The 16,833-nt window shown below is 63.6% G+C and carries 17 protein-coding genes; 11 read left to right on the top strand and 6 right to left on the bottom strand.

Translation table 11 applies throughout. The features are described from left to right. The first annotated feature begins 113 nt into the window (after positions 1–113). The 6 genes from PSV26_RS09840 to PSV26_RS09815 are packed head-to-tail and all read left to right on the top strand — an operon-like array spanning position 114 to position 4,673. Entirely contained in the window at positions 114–701 is a 588-nt protein-coding gene (locus PSV26_RS09840; protein ID WP_300518168.1) for a YqgE/AlgH family protein, read from the top strand. Next, positions 698–1,114 (top strand): Holliday junction resolvase RuvX, encoded by a 417-nt coding sequence (gene ruvX / locus PSV26_RS09835; RefSeq protein WP_300518171.1) that lies wholly within the window; start codon positions 698–700, stop codon positions 1,112–1,114. The genes PSV26_RS09840 and ruvX overlap by 4 nt, the downstream gene beginning before the upstream one ends. Next, on the top strand, positions 1,111–1,623 hold the full coding sequence (pyrR, locus tag PSV26_RS09830; protein ID WP_300518174.1) for a bifunctional pyr operon transcriptional regulator/uracil phosphoribosyltransferase PyrR: 513 nt from the start codon (positions 1,111–1,113) through the stop codon (positions 1,621–1,623). Before ruvX ends, pyrR begins: the two co-directional genes overlap by 4 nt. 58 nt (positions 1,624–1,681) lie before the next feature. Further along, positions 1,682–2,644: an aspartate carbamoyltransferase catalytic subunit gene (locus PSV26_RS09825; RefSeq protein WP_300518177.1), complete on the top strand. Its 963-nt coding sequence runs from the start codon at positions 1,682–1,684 to the stop codon at positions 2,642–2,644. Next, positions 2,641–3,933 carry a dihydroorotase gene (locus PSV26_RS09820; protein WP_300570205.1) on the top strand — a complete coding sequence of 431 codons (1,293 nt, stop codon included), beginning with the start codon at positions 2,641–2,643 and terminating at the stop codon, positions 3,931–3,933. Before PSV26_RS09825 ends, PSV26_RS09820 begins: the two co-directional genes overlap by 4 nt. Before the next feature lie 5 nt (positions 3,934–3,938). Next, entirely contained in the window at positions 3,939–4,673 is a 735-nt protein-coding gene (locus tag PSV26_RS09815) for a 1-acyl-sn-glycerol-3-phosphate acyltransferase (protein WP_300518183.1), read from the top strand. Here PSV26_RS09815 and PSV26_RS09810 read toward each other — a convergent pair. Continuing rightward, a complete protein-coding gene (locus PSV26_RS09810; protein ID WP_300570202.1) occupies positions 4,670–5,764 on the bottom strand; it encodes an ABC transporter ATP-binding protein in 1,095 nt (364 codons plus the stop codon). The two genes, PSV26_RS09815 and PSV26_RS09810, sit on opposite strands and share 4 nt — an antisense overlap. A gap of 111 nt (positions 5,765–5,875) precedes the next feature. Between PSV26_RS09810 and PSV26_RS09805 the strand changes: the two genes are divergently transcribed. The 4 genes from PSV26_RS09805 to PSV26_RS09790 all read left to right on the top strand — a co-directional run bounded on the left by PSV26_RS09805 (position 5,876) and on the right by PSV26_RS09790 (position 9,005). Then, positions 5,876–7,486, top strand: coding sequence for an iron ABC transporter permease (locus PSV26_RS09805; RefSeq protein ID WP_300518189.1), 1,611 nt, complete (start codon positions 5,876–5,878; stop codon positions 7,484–7,486). 197 nt (positions 7,487–7,683) lie between these two features. Then, the gene (locus PSV26_RS09800; RefSeq protein WP_300518192.1) at positions 7,684–7,905 is read left to right on the top strand and encodes a CsbD family protein; all 222 of its coding nucleotides are present in this window, start codon (positions 7,684–7,686) and stop codon (positions 7,903–7,905) included. Positions 7,906–7,973: 68 nt separating this feature from the next. Continuing rightward, complete coding sequence (locus PSV26_RS09795) at positions 7,974–8,546, top strand: hypothetical protein (protein WP_300518195.1); 573 nt, start codon at positions 7,974–7,976, stop codon at positions 8,544–8,546. 231 nt (positions 8,547–8,777) lie between these two features. Next, positions 8,778–9,005 (top strand): sulfurtransferase TusA family protein, encoded by a 228-nt coding sequence (locus tag PSV26_RS09790; protein WP_096671316.1) that lies wholly within the window; start codon positions 8,778–8,780, stop codon positions 9,003–9,005. 25 nt (positions 9,006–9,030) lie between these two features. Here the strand turns inward: PSV26_RS09790 and galU are convergent, their stop codons facing one another. Next, complete coding sequence (gene galU / locus PSV26_RS09785; RefSeq protein WP_300518197.1) at positions 9,031–9,942, bottom strand: UTP--glucose-1-phosphate uridylyltransferase GalU; 912 nt, start codon at positions 9,940–9,942, stop codon at positions 9,031–9,033. A gap of 92 nt (positions 9,943–10,034) precedes the next feature. Here galU and PSV26_RS09780 point away from each other — a divergent pair, with 92 nt between their 5' ends. Continuing rightward, positions 10,035–11,054, top strand: coding sequence for an NAD(P)-dependent oxidoreductase (locus PSV26_RS09780; protein WP_300570199.1), 1,020 nt, complete (start codon positions 10,035–10,037; stop codon positions 11,052–11,054). Positions 11,055–11,091: 37 nt separating this feature from the next. Here PSV26_RS09780 and PSV26_RS09775 read toward each other — a convergent pair whose 3' ends face one another. From PSV26_RS09775 to PSV26_RS09760, 4 genes are all read right to left on the bottom strand, one after another. After that, positions 11,092–13,998 carry a valine--tRNA ligase gene (locus PSV26_RS09775; protein ID WP_300570196.1) on the bottom strand — a complete coding sequence of 969 codons (2,907 nt, stop codon included), beginning with the start codon at positions 13,996–13,998 and terminating at the stop codon, positions 11,092–11,094. A gap of 114 nt (positions 13,999–14,112) precedes the next feature. Further along, positions 14,113–14,322, bottom strand: coding sequence for a DUF2783 domain-containing protein (locus PSV26_RS09770; protein WP_300570193.1), 210 nt, complete (start codon positions 14,320–14,322; stop codon positions 14,113–14,115). 17 nt (positions 14,323–14,339) lie between these two features. Further along, positions 14,340–16,064 (bottom strand): FAD-dependent oxidoreductase, encoded by a 1,725-nt coding sequence (locus tag PSV26_RS09765; RefSeq protein WP_300570190.1) that lies wholly within the window; start codon positions 16,062–16,064, stop codon positions 14,340–14,342. 103 nt (positions 16,065–16,167) lie between these two features. Beyond that, positions 16,168–16,800: a VOC family protein gene (locus PSV26_RS09760; RefSeq protein WP_300570305.1), complete on the bottom strand. Its 633-nt coding sequence runs from the start codon at positions 16,798–16,800 to the stop codon at positions 16,168–16,170. Positions 16,801–16,833: the final 33 nt, after the last annotated feature.

Below are 16,833 nucleotides of genomic sequence, written 5' to 3'. Positions count from 1 at the left end.
TTCCGGGAGCAGTCATGGGTGTGGCGCGGGTTAGGGGAGGGGCGCAGGGATATGGCGCAACAGGCGGGCGGCTATTTCTTCCAGCACGCAGCAGCAGCGCGTAAAATTGCGACATGGCACTGGATTCTGCACCGATCAACCTGACCCATCACTTCCTGATTGCCATGCCCGGGCTGGACGATGAGGCTTTCGCAAGAAGCGTCGTCTACATGTGCGAGCACAGCGAACGGGGCGCGCTGGGCCTGGTGATCAACAAACCCAGCGACATCAACCTCCAGGGCCTGTTCGACAAGGTGGCCTTGCCCCTGAGGCGCGACGACCTGACCGAGTCCCTCGTGTTCCAGGGCGGGCCGGTGCAGATCGAGCGTGGTTTTGTGCTCCATGAATGCATGCTCGAAGGCAGCGAAACGGTATACGCGTCGACCATGACCATCCCCGGTGGGCTGGAAATGACCACTTCCAAGGATGTGCTGGAAGCCCTTTCCACGGGCGCCGGGCCCCGCAGGGTGTTTGTCTCCCTGGGCTATTCGGCCTGGGGCGAAGGGCAGCTGGAATCCGAAATTTCCGACAACAGCTGGCTCACCGTGGAGGCGGACCTCTCGCTGATTTTCGACACGCCGGTCGAGCAGCGTTACGACAAGGCATTAATGCTGCTGGGCCTGCAGAGCTGGATGTTGTCGCCCGAGGCAGGGCACGCATGAGTGCAGCGGCTCCGCCTGCCATGGCCGCCAACCTGCAAACATTTCTGGCTTTCGATTTTGGCGTCAAACGCACCGGTGTTGCCACCGGCAACCGGCTGACGCGTACGGCGACGCCGCAAGGCAGCATCGCCGCCGAGGGCGACGCCCGTTTCGCGGCGATCGCCCTGAAAATCCGGGAGTGGCAACCCGACGCCCTGGTGGTGGGCATTCCTTTCCATCCCGACGGCGCCAGCCACGACAACACCGCACGCGCCCGGAAATTCGCCCGCCAGTTGCGCGGGCGTTTCGGTCTGCAGGTGTTCGAGGTTGACGAGCGCTACAGCACCACCGAAGCGCTGTCGCAGGGCGCGCCTGACGCGGACGCGGTGTCTGCCTGCATAATCCTCGAGCAGTTTTTAAGGAGTTTTTCATGACCAGCCTGACCCTGGACGCCGAGGCCTTGTACCGCGAAGTCCTGCGCGGCATGCAGCAGCTGCTGGCGACCTATGACCGCCCGCCGCGGCTGGTAGGTGTGGCTTCAGGCGGCGTCTGGCTGGCCGAGCGCCTGCGCACCGATCTGGGGCTGGCTGACGACATCGGTACGCTGTCCTCCGCGATGCACCGTGACGATTTTTCCCAGCGCGGACTGTCGGCCAGCGGTCAGACCGTGCTGCCTTTTGATGTCAACGGCGCCCACCTCATCGTGCTCGACGACGTGCTCTACACCGGGCGCACCATTCGCGCCATTCTCAACGAGTTGTTTGACTACGGCCGGCCGGCCAGCGTCAAGCTGGTGGTGCTGGTGGATCGGGGTGACCGGGAACTGCCGATACAGGCCGACTTTGCGGCTGCGCGGGTGGCCCTGCCTGCGTCGCAGTCGCTGGCCCTGGCGCGCAGTGACGATGGCCAGTTCAGCTTCCAGGTGCAGGGGGCGACAGCATGACCGCCGGCACCGGCGGTAGTTCCGCCTGCATTTCTGCCGTCCTGCGAAAGGTCTGATTGTGTTGTACCGACGAAACCCGCAACTCAACAAGAACGGTGAGCTGATTCACCTCCTGTCCATTGAAGGGCTGCCCAAAGCCACGCTGACCCACATTCTCGATACCGCTGCCAGCTTTGTCAGTGTCAGCGACCGCGAGGTCAAAAAGGTCCCGCTGCTGCGCGGCAAGAGTGTCTTCAACCTCTTCTTCGAGAACTCCACCCGCACCCGCACGACCTTCGAAATCGCGGCAACGCGGCTGTCGGCCGATGTGATCAACCTCGACATTGCGCGCTCGTCGGCCTCCAAGGGCGAGTCGCTGCTCGATACGATCTCCAACCTGAGCGCGATGGCGGCCGACCTGTTTGTGGTGCGCCACAGCGAATCTGGCGCACCTTACCTGATCGCGCAGCACGTGGCGCCGCATGTGCATGTGATCAATGCCGGTGATGGCCGCCATGCGCACCCGACACAGGGGCTGCTGGACATGTACACCATCCGCCACTACAAGAAGGACTTCAGCAACCTCACCGTGGCGATTGTCGGCGACGTGCTGCACTCGCGCGTGGCCCGCTCTGACATCCATGCGCTGACCACGCTGGGTTGTCCGGAGGTGAGGGTGGTAGGCCCGAAAACGCTGGTGCCAGCCGACATGGCGCAAATGGGTGTGCGCGTCTGCCACACCCTGGAAGAGGGCATCAAGGGGGCCGACGTGATCATCATGCTCAGGCTGCAGAATGAACGCATGTCCGGTGCCCTGTTGCCCAGCAGCCATGAATTTTTCAAAAGTTTCGGTCTGACCAACGACAAGCTCAAGCTTGCCAAGCCCGACGCCATCGTCATGCACCCCGGTCCGATCAACCGCGGCGTCGAAATCGACTCCGCCGTGGTTGATGGCGCACAAAGCGTGATCCTGCCCCAGGTCACTTTCGGCATCGCCGTGCGCATGGCGGTGATGAGTATTGTTGCCGGGAACGAAGCATGAAGATCCTCATTAAGAATGGCCGTGTCATTGATCCGGCTTCGGGCCTTGACGAAGTGGGCGACGTGGCGATTGCCGCCGGGCGCATCCTCTCGCTGAAAACCACGGTTGCAGATTTCACGCCGAACCGCACGATTGACGCCACGGGTTGCATCGTGGCGCCGGGCCTGGTGGACCTGTCGGCGCGCCTGCGCGAACCGGGCTACGAGCACGAGGGCATGCTCGAGAGCGAGCTGGCAGCGGCCGTCGCCGGCGGCGTCACCAGCCTGGTCTGCCCGCCCGACACTGATCCGGTGCTTGACGAGCCCGGCCTGGTCGAGATGCTCAAGTTCCGTGCGGAGAAGCTGCACCAGTCGCGTGTGTTTCCGCTGGGCGCGCTCACGCGGGCCCTGCAGGGGGAGGCATTGACTGAAATGGTGGAGCTGACAGAGGCTGGCTGTGTCGGTTTCAGCCAGGCCGAGGTGCCTCTGGCCAACACCCAGGTACTGCTGCGCGCCCTGCAATACGCCGCCAGCTTTGGCTACACCGTCTGGCTGCGTCCGCAGGACAGCTGGCTGGGTGGGGGCGTGGCGGCCAGCGGTGCGCTGGCGACCCGGCTGGGCCTGAGCGGTGTGCCGGTGGCTGCCGAGACCATTGCGTTGCACACGCTGTTCGAGCTGATGCGCGTCACCGGCGCGCGGGTGCACGTCTGCCGCATCAGCAGCGCGGCCGGCGTGGCCTTGCTGGCCAGGGCCAAGGCCGACGGTCTGGCTGTGACGGCGGACGTCAGCATCAACAGCCTGCACCTGACGGACACTGATATTGGCTATTTCGACAGCCGTATGCGCCTGAACCCGCCGCTGCGCCAGCAGCGTGACCGCGATGCGCTGCGTCAGGGGCTGCTCGACGGCACCATCGACGCGCTGGTGTCGGACCACACCCCGGTCGAGGCCGATGCGAAGACCCTGCCTTTTGCCGAGGCCGAGCCGGGCGCCACGGGGCTGGAACTGTTGCTGGGCCTGGCCTGCAAATGGGGCACCGACGGCGGTGGGGGCCTGTCCCGCGCGCTGGCTGTGCTCACCAGTGAGCCGGCTCGCATCCTGGGCGGCGCTCTGGGGACATTTCAGGCCAGCGCCGGGCAGCTGGTCAAGGGCGGCGTGGCCGACATCTGTGTTTTCAACCCGCAGGCTGAATGGACAGTGCAGCCCGACACCTTGCGCAGCCAGGGCAAACACACGCCGTTTTCCGGCTACCAGTTGCCGGCCCGCGTATGCTGGACGCTGGTAGGCGGGCAAGTCGCGTACGAGGTCTGAAAGCCATGCTAGCCGTCTGGCGCCTGTTGCGCGCCCTGGCGCATATAGCGGTCGGCATCTGGACCATCCTGACGCTGTTTCCCCGGCTCGGGCAGCCGGCGAAAGAAGCCCGTGTCCAGGTCTGGGCCATGGCCATGTTGAAGATGGTCGGCATCGAGCTGCTGGTCAGGGGTTCCCCCGTGGCAGAGGGGCCGGCCCTGCTGGTGGCCAACCACCTTTCCTGGCTGGATATCGTGGTGCTGCATGCCTCGCGTTACTGCCGCTTTGTTTCCAAGTCGGATATCAGGCACTGGCCACTGGTCGGCACGCTCGCCGGCGGTGCCGGTACCCTGTACATAGAGCGGGAGTCCAGGCGCGATGCCCACCGCGTGGTGCACCACATGACCCGGCAGCTTCAGCTCGGGGACGTGCTTGCCGTGTTCCCCGAGGGAACGACGGGCGACGGCACCCGCCTCAAGCCCTTTCACGCCAACTTGCTGCAGGCGGCAATTTCGGCGGACGCACCGGTGCAGCCCGTGGCCCTGCGTTTTGTCGATGCCGATACCGGGCAGACCTGTTTTGCGCCGCGTTACATCGACGATGATTCGATTTTCGTGTCGATCTGGGAAACCCTGAACGTGCGGCATCTCCGCGCCGAGGTCACTTTCGGGAACCTCCAGCCCTGCGACGGCCGGGACCGGCGCACCTGGGCGGCCGATCTGCAGCGGGAAGTGGAGCGCATGCTGCGCGAGGGCGCTTAAGGTTCCTGGGCAGCGACGGACGAGTGGTCGTCGCGCTGGAAGGTCACCACGTGGTCGACTTCAGCCCGAATGCCTATCCATTCACCGAGCGCATGGTCGTGGTGTGAGGGCACATGCGCCATCACGGTTTCGCCGCTTTGCAGCTGCAATGTGTAGAGAAACTCCGAACCGCGAAAAGCCTTGCGCAGGATTTTCGCCTTCACCGGGGCCGCATCGTCATGCACGATGTCGTCGGCGCGCAGCAACACGTCGCAGATGCCGTCGGGGTAGGCGCTCGGCAAGGGACACTCCAGCACATCGCTGAGGTCTCCCAGTGCCGTGTGGAGCACCACGTTGTGATCCTGCTGTGTCAACTGGGCGTGGGTGAACACGCCGTGGCCGATGAACTCGGCCACGAAACGTGTCGCGGGCCGGTGGTACAGCTCGTAGGCCTCATCCCACTGGTGCAGCTGGCCCTCGTGCATGACGCCGATACGGTCGCCGATGGCGAAGGCTTCGAGCTGGTCGTGGGTGACAAACAGCGCCGTGGCGCCGGCCAGCTTCAGGATGCCGCGCACCTCATGCGCGAGGCGCTCGCGCAGATCCACATCCAGATTGGAAAAGGGCTCGTCCAGCAACAGCAGGCGCGGCCGGGGGGCCAGTGCGCGCGCCAGGGCCACACGTTGCTGCTGCCCGCCCGACAATTCATGCGGGTAACGTTTCTGGGCCTTGTCCAGACCGACCATCTCCAGCACCTCGCTGACGCGCTGCTGGCGTTCTGCCGGTTTCAGGTGTGTCAACCCAAAGGCCACGTTGTGGCCCACGTCGAGGTGGGGAAACAGGGCATAGTCCTGAAACACCATGCCGATGCGCCGCTCTTCTGCCGGCACATGATGCTTGCCGCTGCTGACGATTTCCTGTGCCAGCGAAATGCTGCCGGCCTGGGCCCGCTCCAGGCCGGCAACGGCCCGCAGCAAGGTGGTTTTTCCGCAGCCGGAGGGCCCGATCAGCACGCCAATTTCCCCGGTGCGCAGTCCCAGCGACACGCCGCCGACGGCTGGGCGGGAGCGGCCTGCGTAATGCACCACCAGATTGGAAAGTTCCAGGAACATGGGTTCAATTGTAGATGCTTACAATTCTCATTTGCACTCGCCTGATGTGTGGCCCCTGTCGGCATCAGATATCCGCCATGAGGCCTGGGCAGATGTTTTTTTCGGGAATCCATGCTGCGTCGTTTTTTTTCCTCCCTGCCCCTGTTTCTGCTGATGGCGGTGCTCACGCTGCCGGTGCTGTCGGTGATGCTGTCGTGGTTTGAACTCGACAGCCAGTCCTTGCCCATCCTGCGGGAGATGCTGCAAACCGTCCTGCCGGAATACGCCTTTACATCCGTGCTGCTGTGCCTTTCTGTCGCCATCGGCGTTGCGCTGATCGGCATGGGCACGGCCTGTGCGGTGACGCTGTTCGAGTTTCCGGGGCGGCGGTTTTTTGCCTGGGCGCTGCTTCTGCCACTGGCCATGCCGGCCTACGTGGTGGCCTACGCCTACACCGACTTCCTGCAATACGCCGGGCCCCTGCAAAGCTGGCTGCGCGCGAGTTTTGGCTGGCAGGGGCGTCTGCTGCCTGAAATTCGCAGCCTGGGCGGTGCGGTGCTGGTCTTTACCGTCACGCTGTATCCCTATGTTTATCTGTTGGCCCGCACCGCCCTGTCCGAGAGGGCTGTGCATCTGATGGAAGCTGCCCGCCTGCTCGGCGCGCCGCTTCAGCGCCGCATTCGGGAGGTGGCCCTGCCGCTGGCCCGTCCTGCCGTGGCAGCCGGTGTGGCGCTGGCGCTGATGGAGACGATGGCGGACTTCGGCGTGTCCAGCTATTTCGGCATCCAGACTTTCACCGCCGGCATCTACAAGGCCTGGCTGGCCATGGACAACCGGCTGGCGGCGGCGCAACTGGCCACGGTTTTGTTGCTGGTGGTGGCTGTGCTGCTGGGCATCGAGCGCCATGCGCAAAAACGCATGCGTTTTGCGGGCAGCCGCGGTGGCCGCGCCGGTGCTGCCGACGCTGCGCCCACCCCCTTGTTCGGCCTGCGGGCCGGTTTGGCGTGGGCCTTGTGCGCGTTGCCCATCACGCTGGGGTTTGTCCTGCCCGTCGTGTTCATGCTGCGGCCCCTGGTGGCCGGCTGGAGCGAGTTGCCGTGGACGCAGTTTGTGCGCTGGTCCCTCAACAGCGTGAGCCTTGCCGGCCTGAGCGCCTTGCTGGCCACCGCTGTGGCGCTGGGTCTGAGCTTCGCGCTGCGCCGCCGGCCACATTGGCTGACACGCGTCGCGGCGCAACTGGCGAGCCTGGGTTACGCCGTGCCGGGTGCGGTGATCGTGGTCGGCCTGCTGCTTCCAGTGGGTTGGCTGCAGGCCGTGGCCCCGCAAACCTCCGCGGGTTACTGGATCACGGGGACGGCGCTGGGCATTGTCTGGGCCTACCTGGTGCGCTTCACCGCCGTCGCGCTGCAATCCGTGCAGAGCGGCTACTCGCGCATACCGGGCAGTTTCGACGACAGTGCGCGCATGCTCGGCACCACAGGTGCTTCCCTCATGGCCAGGGTGCACTGGCCGCTGCTCAAACGGTCCATCGGGGCGGCAGCCCTGCTGGTGTTTGTTGATGTGATGAAAGAGTTGCCGGCCACACTGGTGCTGCGCCCCTTCAACAGCGACACGCTGGCGGTGGTGACCTACCAGCTGGCCCGCGACGAACGTCTGGGCGAGGCAGCGCTGCCGGCCCTGGTCCTGGTGCTGGTCGGTCTGTTTCCGGTACTGCTGCTGGGCCGCTCATTGCGCGCGCGTTAGGCCGCGGGCGACGGGCACGAATCCCTGCCCGGGCTGTCTTGCTTTAAGCACGGTATGGTGCGCTCGGGGTGTAGGCAGGCACCTACGCCCATCGCCCCCGTGTGCCTACCCGACGCTGCCGGCGGCACTTTTACAGTGAATTTCCCTGCCGCATGGCTGTCCAGCCGCGTGGCACCTATCCACTACAAGGAGTCACCATGAATGAGGATCGCATTGAAGGGAACTGGACGCAGTTCAAGGGCAAGGTCAAGGAACAGTGGGGCAAGCTCACCGATGACGACCTCGACATCATTGCCGGCAAGCGCGACCAGTTGCTGGGCCGGATCCAGGAGCGCCACGGCATTGCCAAGGACGAGGCTGAAAAGCAGCTCGATGCCTTTCAGGAACGCAATCCAACCGGGTTTTTTGAGCGCTATTGAGTGCTGGCCGGACGTCGTTCCGGTAGTGCCGTGAAAGACATCCCAATTCATCGAAAAGGAAATCACCCATGAAATCGAAACTGGTCATGCTCACGTTCGCCCTGTCCTGTGCCTTTGCCGGAAACGCCATGGCGCTGAGCAAGGACGAATACAAAGCGCAGAAAGACCGCGTGACGGCTGACTACAAAGCCGGGCGCGACAAATGCAAGACCCTGACGGCGAACGCCAGGGATATTTGCCAGGCGGAAGCGAAGGGCGCGGAGAAAATCGCCAACGCTGAACTGGAAGCCCAGTACAAGCCCAGCCCCCGCCACAATCAGCAAGCGGCAGAGGCCAGGGCCGATGCCGCCTACGCTATCGCCAAGGAAAAATGTGATGACCTCAATGGCAATCCGAAGGATGTCTGCGTGAAAGACGCCAAAGCCGCTCGCACAAAGGCGAAGGCCGATGCCAAGGTGAGCAAGGTCAGCGCCGACGCCAACAAGGACAGGGCCGAGGCCATGGCAGATGCCAAAAAAGACGCAAGCGCTGACAAAAATGATGCCCTGTACAAGGCTGCGAAGGAACGTTGTGATGCCCTCACAGGCAATGCCAAGGATGCCTGCCAGAACGATGCCAAGGCAAAATTCGGCATGAAATAAGCCAGAAGCGCAGGATTTTTTTGACCCCTGACGCCCGGTCTGCCCCGCAGGATCGGGCATCTGCTTTTCGGGATTTATAACAATTTTGCTTCCAGCCCTTGTCTGCCAAGCGCCGGCAGCTATCAATATAGTAGCAATTGGGCGATCTCCAGGGGTGCAGCGGATGTGTGGTGTGGCAGGCAGGTGCCAGCGCAGGAAGTGCTTAAAATCAGCGCATCCAAGGACAAACGCATGCACATCGACAAAGAGCTAGACACCCGCGGGCTGAATTGCCCCCTGCCTATCCTGAAGGCCAAAAAGGCCCTGGCCGAGATGAGCAGCGGTCAGTTGCTCCGGGTGGTATCGACAGACCCCGGCTCAACGCGCGACTTCATGGCGTTTGCCAAGCAGACCGGCAACGAACTGGTTGAGCAGCAAGCCGAAGGCGGCGACTTCACTCACGTGCTCAAACGTCGCTGACGTTCCGTCAATCGCAGTTACCCGCTCACTGCGGCTTTCTGCGTTCCTGACCGGACCAGCCGATCTGCAGGTTTTCCAGGTAGTTTCTGAAATGGGCTCCCACGTCGGGGTGCTGCAGGGCCAGCTCGACGGTGGCCTCCAGAAAGCCTTCCTTGCTGCCGCAGTCATACCGTTTGCCGGCGTACTGAAAAGCGTAGACGCTTTCTTCACCCATCAGGCCTGCAATGCCGTCGGTCAGCTGAATTTCGCCACCGACGCCGGTCGGCTGGCCGCGTATGTGCCGGAACACGGCTGGCGTCAGGATGTAGCGCCCTGCCACCCCCATGCGTGAGGGTGCCTCTTCCGGCGCCGGCTTTTCCACCATCTTGATGACTTTCATCAGGCCATCGACCACTGGCTCTGTGGCGACGATGCCGTAGCGCCGGGTGTGCTCCAGCGGCACCTCCTGTACCGCGAGAATCGATTGCTGCACCTTCTCGAATTGGGCGGCCATCTGCGCCAGCACCGGGGGATCGCCAACCATCAGGTCATCGGCCAGCAGCACCGCAAAAGGTTCGTCTCCGACGAGGTGTTCTGCACACAGCACCGCATGGCCCAGACCCAGCGAGCGCGGCTGGCGCACATAGGAAAAATCCATGTCGCCAGGGTTCATCGCGCGGACAATTTCCAGCAAATGGTGCTTCTTGGCGGCTTCAAGTTCCGTCTCGAGCTCATAGGCGGTATCGAAGTGGTCTTCGATGGCCCGCTTATTGCGTCCGGTCACAAAAATCATGTGGCGTATGCCGGCCGCGTAGGCTTCTTCGACCGCGTACTGGATCAGCGGCTTGTCTACAACCGGGAGCATTTCCTTGGGCTGGGCCTTGGTAGCGGGCAAAAACCGCGTTCCGAGGCCTGCGACGGGGAAAACCGCCTTTTTCAAAGTTGTGACTTTTTTCATTTACTTGGCTTGGGAATGGAACTAGAGTGTTGCGTTACTGACACAAGTCAGAAACATGACGAAAAAAGAATAACAGCAAACAGGACGCCTACGTGGACATCTTACTTCTTGATGCATTGGTTCCCGAGGCCATGGCCTGGCTCGAAACGCGGCATCGCGTGGAATACCGTCCCGAGCTCGCAGAGGACATGGTGGTCCTGCGCAAGGCGGCTTACAAGAGCCGTGGCATCGTGTTTCCGCGCCAAACGGTGGTGACCCGCGAGTTTCTCGATTTCATGCCCAGGCTCAAGGCCGTCGGCCGCCTGCATGTGGGCACCGACAACACCGACCTGGAGGCTTGCAAGGAGCGCGGCATCAAGGTCATTCACGCCAGCAGCGCCAACGTGCGCTCCAATGCCGAGTACCTGCTGAGCAGCCTGCTGCTGCTGTACCGGCGTGGTGTGGTGTCGGCCTTGATGGGGCGGCGCCACCCCAGCACCCAGATGGGTCGCGAGTTGCACGGCAGCACCGTCGGTATCCTCGGACTGGCCCCGACCGCGCACACGCTGGCCGGCATGCTGACGAGTCTTGGCGTGCGCCTGATCGGTTACGACCCGGCGGTGCACCATACCGCGCCGATCTGGGAGCGCCTGCGCATCCAGCCGGTGACCCTGACAGAGCTGGTGAGCCAGGCGGATGCGGTGTCGGTCCAGATGCTTTATGCCGAGCGTTTCCGCAGCTTTGTCAACGAGAAACTGTTGGCCGCCTGCAAGCACGGCCAGTTGTGGGTGGGCATCAGCCGAAGCGCGCTGTTCGACGAAAACGCGCTGGCTGCCGCCTTGTGTGATGGCCGCATCGAAGCCTGCATTCTGGACGGCGCCGAGAGTAATTTCACGGCCGCCGGCTCACCGGTTCTGGGTCTGAAGAACCTGTTTATCACGCCACGCCTGGGGTCCCACACCCGGGAGGCGCGGCTGCGCTCAAGCTGGTATGTGGCGCACCGCATGCATGAAGCGATCACCGCCGGACAACACCGGGGCCTGGATTCCGTGCCCAGCGCCCCGATGGACTTCGGACTGCCCGGCACGGTGTCGTCTTCGCAATGGCCAGAACCGGAGTTCGAGGCCCGTTAGAACGGCCATCGCCTGGCGCGTTGCCGCACCCGTGAGTTCAGCCGAGGCGCACCCGCTGCTCGCGAAGTTTTTCCAGCGTCGCGGTGAAGTCCGCCAGGCGCTTGCGCTCCTGCTCCAGCACGGCCGGCGGTACCTTGGCCACAAAAGCCTCGTTCGCGAGTTTGGTCTGGACCTTGACCAGCTCTCCTTCAAGGCGGGCAATCTCCTTGCCTATGCGTGCCTTCTCGGCGGCGACATCCACCTCCATGTGCAGGCAGACTCTCGCCTCACCCACCACTGCCACCGGTGCAGCCTGCGCCGCCGCAGCCCATTCGGTTTCGCTTTCAAACACCCTGACCTCGCTGAGCTTGGCCAGCGCCTTGATCACAGGCGCGGACTGGCGCATGAAAGCGTGGTCGCCGACTACGAAAAGCGGCAGTCGCGCGGCGGGCGACACCTTCATCTCGCCGCGCAGGTTGCGGCAGGCGTCGACCAGGGTCTTGAGTTTGGTCACATGCGCTTCGGCCTGCGCATCGATCTTGCCGGGCTGGCTTTGCGGGTAGGCGGCCTGGCCGATGTACTCGCCTTTTTTCAGCCCGGCGACCGGTGCGACTTTTTGCCAGAGCTCCTCGGTGATGAAAGGAATCACCGGATGCGCCAGGCGCAGGATGGCCTCGAGTGTACGGATCAGCGTGCGGCGCGTCGCGCGTTGCTCGGCGGGGCTGCCGTTCTGGATCTGAACCTTCGCGATTTCCAGGTACCAGTCGCAGAACTCGTCCCAGACAAACTGGTAAATGCTGCCGGCGACATTGTCGAGGCGGTACTCGGCAAAACCTTTGGCGACATCGGCTTCCACGCGCTGCAGGGTTGACGAGATCCAGCGGTCAGCCTGTGAAAAGCTCATGTAGTTGTGGAACTCGCCCCCGGGCTGGCATTGCTCCTTGGTGTGTTCCGCCAGGCCGCAGTCCTGGCCCTCGCAGTTCATCAGCGTGAAACGTGTGGCGTTCCAGAGCTTGTTGCAGAAGTTGCGGTAGCCCTCGCAGCGCTTGCTGTCGAAGTTGATGCTGCGGCCCAGGCTGGCCAGCGAGGCAAAGGTGAAACGCAGTGCGTCGGCACCGTAGGCCGGAATGCCCGCCGGGAATTCTTTCTCGGTGTTCTTGCGCACAGCCGGTGCGGTTTCGGGCTTGCGCAGGCCTTGTGAACGTTTGTCCAGCAGTGGTGCCAGCTCGATGCCGTCGATCAGGTCCACCGGGTCCAGCACATTGCCCTCGGACTTGCTCATCTTCCTGCCCTGCGCGTCTTTCACCAGGCCGTGGATGTAGACGTGGTGGAAGGGCACCTGGCCGGTGAAATGCGTGGTCATCATGATCATCCGGGCGACCCAGAAGAAGATGATGTCGTAGCCGGTCACCAGCACGCTGGACGGCAAAAAGAGATCCAGCTCCTTGGTCTTTTCAGGCCAGCCCAGCGAGGAGAAGGGCACCAGCGCCGACGAGTACCAGGTGTCCAGCACGTCAGGGTCACGCACCAGGGTTTTGCCCGGTGCCTGGGCCTGCGCAGCAGCTTCGCTTTCGGCCACATACACCTTGCCGTCCTCGTCGTACCAGGCGGGAATCTGGTGGCCCCACCAGAGCTGGCGCGAGATACACCAGTCCTGGATGTTGCCCATCCACTGGTTGTAGGTATTGACCCATTGCTCGGGCACAAATTTCACCGCGCCGCTGTCCACCGCATCAATGGCTTTTTGCGCAATCGACTTGCCGGTCGGGTCCTTGTCGCTGACCTGGGTCATGGCGACGAACCACTGGTCGGTCAGCATGGGCTCGATCACCTGGCCGGTACGGGCGCAACGCGGCACCATGAGTTTGTGTTTTTTCACTTCTACCAGGAAGCCCTGGGCTTCGAGGTCGGCCACCACGGCCTTGCGCGCCACAAAGCGGTCCATGCCGCGAAATTTTTCAGGCGCATTGTCATTGATCGTCGCGTCCAGTGTCAGCACGCCAATGATGGGCAACTGGTGGCGCTGGCCGACCGCGTAGTCGTTGCTATCGTGCGCCGGCGTGACCTTGACGACCCCGGTGCCGAAGGCCTTGTCCACGTAGTCGTCGGCGATGACCGGAATGTCACGGTTGCACAGCGGCAATTTCACGAGCTGGCCGATCAGGTGCCTGTAACGTTCATCGTCCGGGTGCACCATCACCGCCACGTCGCCCAACATCGTTTCCGGCCGGGTGGTGGCCACCGTCAGCGAACCGCTTCCATCGGCCAGCGGGTAGCGGATGTGCCACATGAAACCGTCTTCTTCCTCGCTTTCGACTTCCAGATCCGACACCGCCGACTTCAGGATCGGGTCCCAGTTGACCAGCCGTTTGCCGCGGTAGATCAGGCCCTGCTCATAAAGCTGCACAAAGGTCGAAGTGACGACCTTGGACATCTTCGGGTCCATCGTGAAGTACTCGTGTTTCCAGGCCACCGAGTCGCCCATGCGTCGCATCTGGCGCGTGATGGTGGTGCCAGACTCTTCCTTCCATTCCCACACTTTTTCGGCGAATTTTTCGCGGCCCAGGTCGTGGCGGCTCTTGCCCTCGCCCTGCAGCTTGCGCTCCACAACGATCTGCGTGGCAATGCCTGCATGGTCGGTGCCCGGCACCCACAGCGTGTTGTCGCCCTTCATGCGGTGGTACCGCGTGAGCGAGTCCATGATGGTCTGGTTGAAGGCATGACCCATGTGCAGGGTGCCGGTCACATTGGGCGGCGGCAGCTGGATGGAAAACGAGGGCCTGGCCGTATCCAGCGTCGGTTCGTACATGCCGCTGCCTTCCCAGAGCGGGCCCCACTGGCTTTCGATGGCGGCCGGCTCGAAGGACTTGGCCAGGCTGTCCAGGCCTGGCGTGGGTACGGTCAGCCTCGCATTCGGGGTATCGGCTGCGGGGGCTGCGGGCGTGGGCTTGGCGGAGTCAGTCATGGGGCAATGAAAAACGGCATCGCTCGGATGCCGCCTTGGGTTGGAGGTACTGCCCCGATTTTATTCGACTCGCTGCACCGGCGGGGCCGGGGCCCTCATTGAGCCCGTGCCGCGTCAGGCGGTGTCGGCCGGCCTGGCCGCGGCGATGCAGGCTTGCAGCAGCGGCGTGTCACCCAGCTGGTTGGCCAGGATCAGGATCAGCCGGGCGTTGAGCAGCTCGGACTGCTCGCGGCTCAGGCCCTGGTGGGCGTCGAGCAGGGATTCATAAAACGCATCCGCATCCTGAAAGTTGGGGGTGGTCTTCATGGCGGTTTCGGTTTTCATGGGAGGTTTTTCCGGATTCAGCGCAGGCCGAGGGTTTTTTCGACAGCGGCGACCAGGTGGCCGTCCACCGCCTCGCCGGTGGCGGCCAGGTAGCCGTCGGGCCGCACCAGGGCCCAGGCGTGACCAAACACATGGCAGGCGCCCTGCAAGTGGCCGGTGCCCCGCTGGTTGATGTCGCGCACATGTTCACGCGCCTGTGCGCGCTCGTCCGGGCCCAGCACCTGAACGCTGCGCACCGGGGCGTGTTGGGCAAGTTGCCGCAGGCGCTGCAGGCCGGCGGCCGGGAGTTCGCCGAATACCAGTACCAGCAGGTCGCCGTCGGCCCACTGCAGCAACTCGTTGACCGCTCCTGGCGAACCGTCTGCCCAGCGGAAAGCCACGTTCTGCACCGACTGGCCGCCGGTGTTGTCGCAGATGGATGAGCGCGTGTAGGTGTTGGCCACCGCCATGCGGCCGGTGTTGACCAGCGAGCGCGCGAACGGGTATTGCTTGGCCAGGCTGATGGCGGCGGTGCGAAAGCAGCGCTCCATGCCGTCGGCCGGACGCAGGAAACGCGCGGTGCGGTTGGTCACCTGCACGTTCTGCTGGGCTGCTTCGAGGCGTTCCGCGTTGTAGCTGTCCAGCAGCGTGACGCTGGCACGGCCGCGCAGCACGGCGGCCAGCTTCCAGGCCAGGTTGTCGGCATCGGCCACGCCGGTGTTGCCGCCGCGTGCGCCGAAGGGGCTGACTATTTTTGCGGTGTCGCCCATGAAAAACACGCGTCCCACACGCAGCTTGTCCAGGCAGCGGCTGCGGTAGGCGTAGGGGCCCACCCAGACGATCTCGACCTCGACGTCCTTGCCGAACTGGCGCTGCAGGCGTTCGCGCACCACGTCCTCGCGGCTCACGGCGTCGGGATCGGCGTTGGGCGCCATCTGGTAGTCGATGCGCCAGACGTCATCGGCCATCAGGTGCTGCCAGACCGCGCGGTTGTCGTTGAAGGGTGCCTCGATCCAGGTGTGGCGCTCGACCGGCGGATGTTTCGAAAAACGCACGTCGGCGATGCACCAGCGGTCATCGCCGCGTTTGTTCTGCATGGAGGCGCCCACCCAGTCGTGGAAGGGCGTGTGTGATCCGGAAGCGTCGATCACATGCTCGGCCTCGATCTGGTAGCTGCCGGCAGGTGTTTCCACGGTCAGCGTGGCGACATCGGCGTTCTGCGTGAAGGCGGTGACGCGCGACTTCCAGCGCAGGTCCACATGGCCGAGTTCGTAGATGCGTTCGACCAGGTAGCCCTCGATATAGAACTGCTGGATGTTGATGAAGGGCGGCTGGGTCGAGAGATTGAAGTTGCTCTGCTGGCGCAGGTCGAAGGAATAGACCTCGTCGTCGCCGGCGAAGGTGCGGCCCACGCTCCACTGCACGCCCTTGGCGGCAATACGCTCATAGATGCCGAGGCGGTGGAAGACCTCCAGCGACTTCTGCGTGTAGCAGATGCCGCGCGACGAGGCGCCCTTGACGCCCACGCTGTTGTCTTCATCCAGCAGCACAGCCTCGACCCCGTAACGCGCCAGCGCGCAGGCCAGGCTCAGGCCGGTGATGCCGCCGCCGACGATGACGATGGGATGGCGTCTGAGCTGTTTCGCGCCGAGTTCGGGCGGGGCCACGAAAGGGTATTCAGGCAGGGCGTAGCCCGTGCCCTGGGTGAACTCATAACCGTTGGTGAACGCCGCCCGGGCGTAGGCAGATGGTCTCTCCAGCATGGCGTTTCTCGCTCCCGGCGTTGATTTGTTTTCAGTGTTTTTCGGGCCTGGCCCTCGTCGGTCGGGCGCAAGCAGCTATCAAAATAATAGTAAACGGGGCGCCTCAGGCGGCGGGTTTACCACCGAACTCCGGTCTGTCGTTTTGCTGCGGTTTCAGGGCTTCGGCGGCCTGGCCGGCCGCCTTGTCCTTGCGCCATTGCTGCTTGCGTGCTGTCCATTCGGCCAGGCGGGCGTGGGCGGTCTTGCTTTCCTCCAGCATCTGGAACTCGTCGGCCAGCTGCGCCGTCAGTTCCAGGCGCACGCCGTTGGGGTCGAAGAAGTAAATGCTCTTGAAGATGTGGTGGTCGGTCACGCCCAGCACCTCGACGCCGTCGGCTTCCAGGCGCGCCTTCATGGCTTCCAGGTCGTTCACGGTATCGACGCGAAACGAGATGTGGTTGACCCACAGCGGCGTGTTGGGCGAGGGCAGGGCCGCCTCGTCATTGCCGAGGTCGAAAAAAGCGATGAAGGAGCCGTCCTGCAGGCGGAAGAAGAAGTGCGTGTAGGGGCAGTACTCGCCGGTGCTTGGAACGTAGTCGCTCTGGATGATGTGGTACAGCGGCAGGCCGAGGATGTCCTCGTAAAAATGCCGGGTTTCCTCGGCGTCTTTGGCGCGGTAGGCGTAGTGGTGCAGTTGCTGCACCGCTGCGGGCGCCGGCAGCGGCGTGTTGGCAGGGCGCAGGGTGGGGGCGGTCATCTGGGCGGCCATGGCGATCTCCGGATTGGGTGG

It is taken from the genome of Polaromonas sp., assembly GCF_029945685.1.
Lineage (GTDB): Bacteria > Pseudomonadota > Gammaproteobacteria > Burkholderiales > Burkholderiaceae_C > Polaromonas.
Note: the sequence above shows the minus strand (reverse complement) of the source record. Positions and strands in the feature narration are given on the sequence as shown.

Coding starts and splice junctions, on each gene's coding strand:
- PSV26_RS09840 (WP_300518168.1), top strand. CDS start 114: ATGGCACTGGATTCTGCACCGATCAACCTGACCCATCACTTCCTGATT.
- ruvX (WP_300518171.1), top strand. CDS start 698: ATGAGTGCAGCGGCTCCGCCTGCCATGGCCGCCAACCTGCAAACATTT.
- pyrR (WP_300518174.1), top strand. CDS start 1,111: ATGACCAGCCTGACCCTGGACGCCGAGGCCTTGTACCGCGAAGTCCTG.
- PSV26_RS09820 (WP_300570205.1), top strand. CDS start 2,641: ATGAAGATCCTCATTAAGAATGGCCGTGTCATTGATCCGGCTTCGGGC.
- PSV26_RS09815 (WP_300518183.1), top strand. CDS start 3,939: ATGCTAGCCGTCTGGCGCCTGTTGCGCGCCCTGGCGCATATAGCGGTC.
- PSV26_RS09810 (WP_300570202.1), bottom strand. CDS start 5,764: ATGTTCCTGGAACTTTCCAATCTGGTGGTGCATTACGCAGGCCGCTCC.
- PSV26_RS09805 (WP_300518189.1), top strand. CDS start 5,876: ATGCTGCGTCGTTTTTTTTCCTCCCTGCCCCTGTTTCTGCTGATGGCG.
- PSV26_RS09800 (WP_300518192.1), top strand. CDS start 7,684: ATGAATGAGGATCGCATTGAAGGGAACTGGACGCAGTTCAAGGGCAAG.
- PSV26_RS09795 (WP_300518195.1), top strand. CDS start 7,974: ATGAAATCGAAACTGGTCATGCTCACGTTCGCCCTGTCCTGTGCCTTT.
- PSV26_RS09790 (WP_096671316.1), top strand. CDS start 8,778: ATGCACATCGACAAAGAGCTAGACACCCGCGGGCTGAATTGCCCCCTG.
- galU (WP_300518197.1), bottom strand. CDS start 9,942: ATGAAAAAAGTCACAACTTTGAAAAAGGCGGTTTTCCCCGTCGCAGGC.
- PSV26_RS09775 (WP_300570196.1), bottom strand. CDS start 13,998: ATGACTGACTCCGCCAAGCCCACGCCCGCAGCCCCCGCAGCCGATACC.
- PSV26_RS09770 (WP_300570193.1), bottom strand. CDS start 14,322: ATGAAAACCGAAACCGCCATGAAGACCACCCCCAACTTTCAGGATGCG.
- PSV26_RS09765 (WP_300570190.1), bottom strand. CDS start 16,064: ATGCTGGAGAGACCATCTGCCTACGCCCGGGCGGCGTTCACCAACGGT.
- PSV26_RS09760 (WP_300570305.1), bottom strand. CDS start 16,800: ATGACCGCCCCCACCCTGCGCCCTGCCAACACGCCGCTGCCGGCGCCC.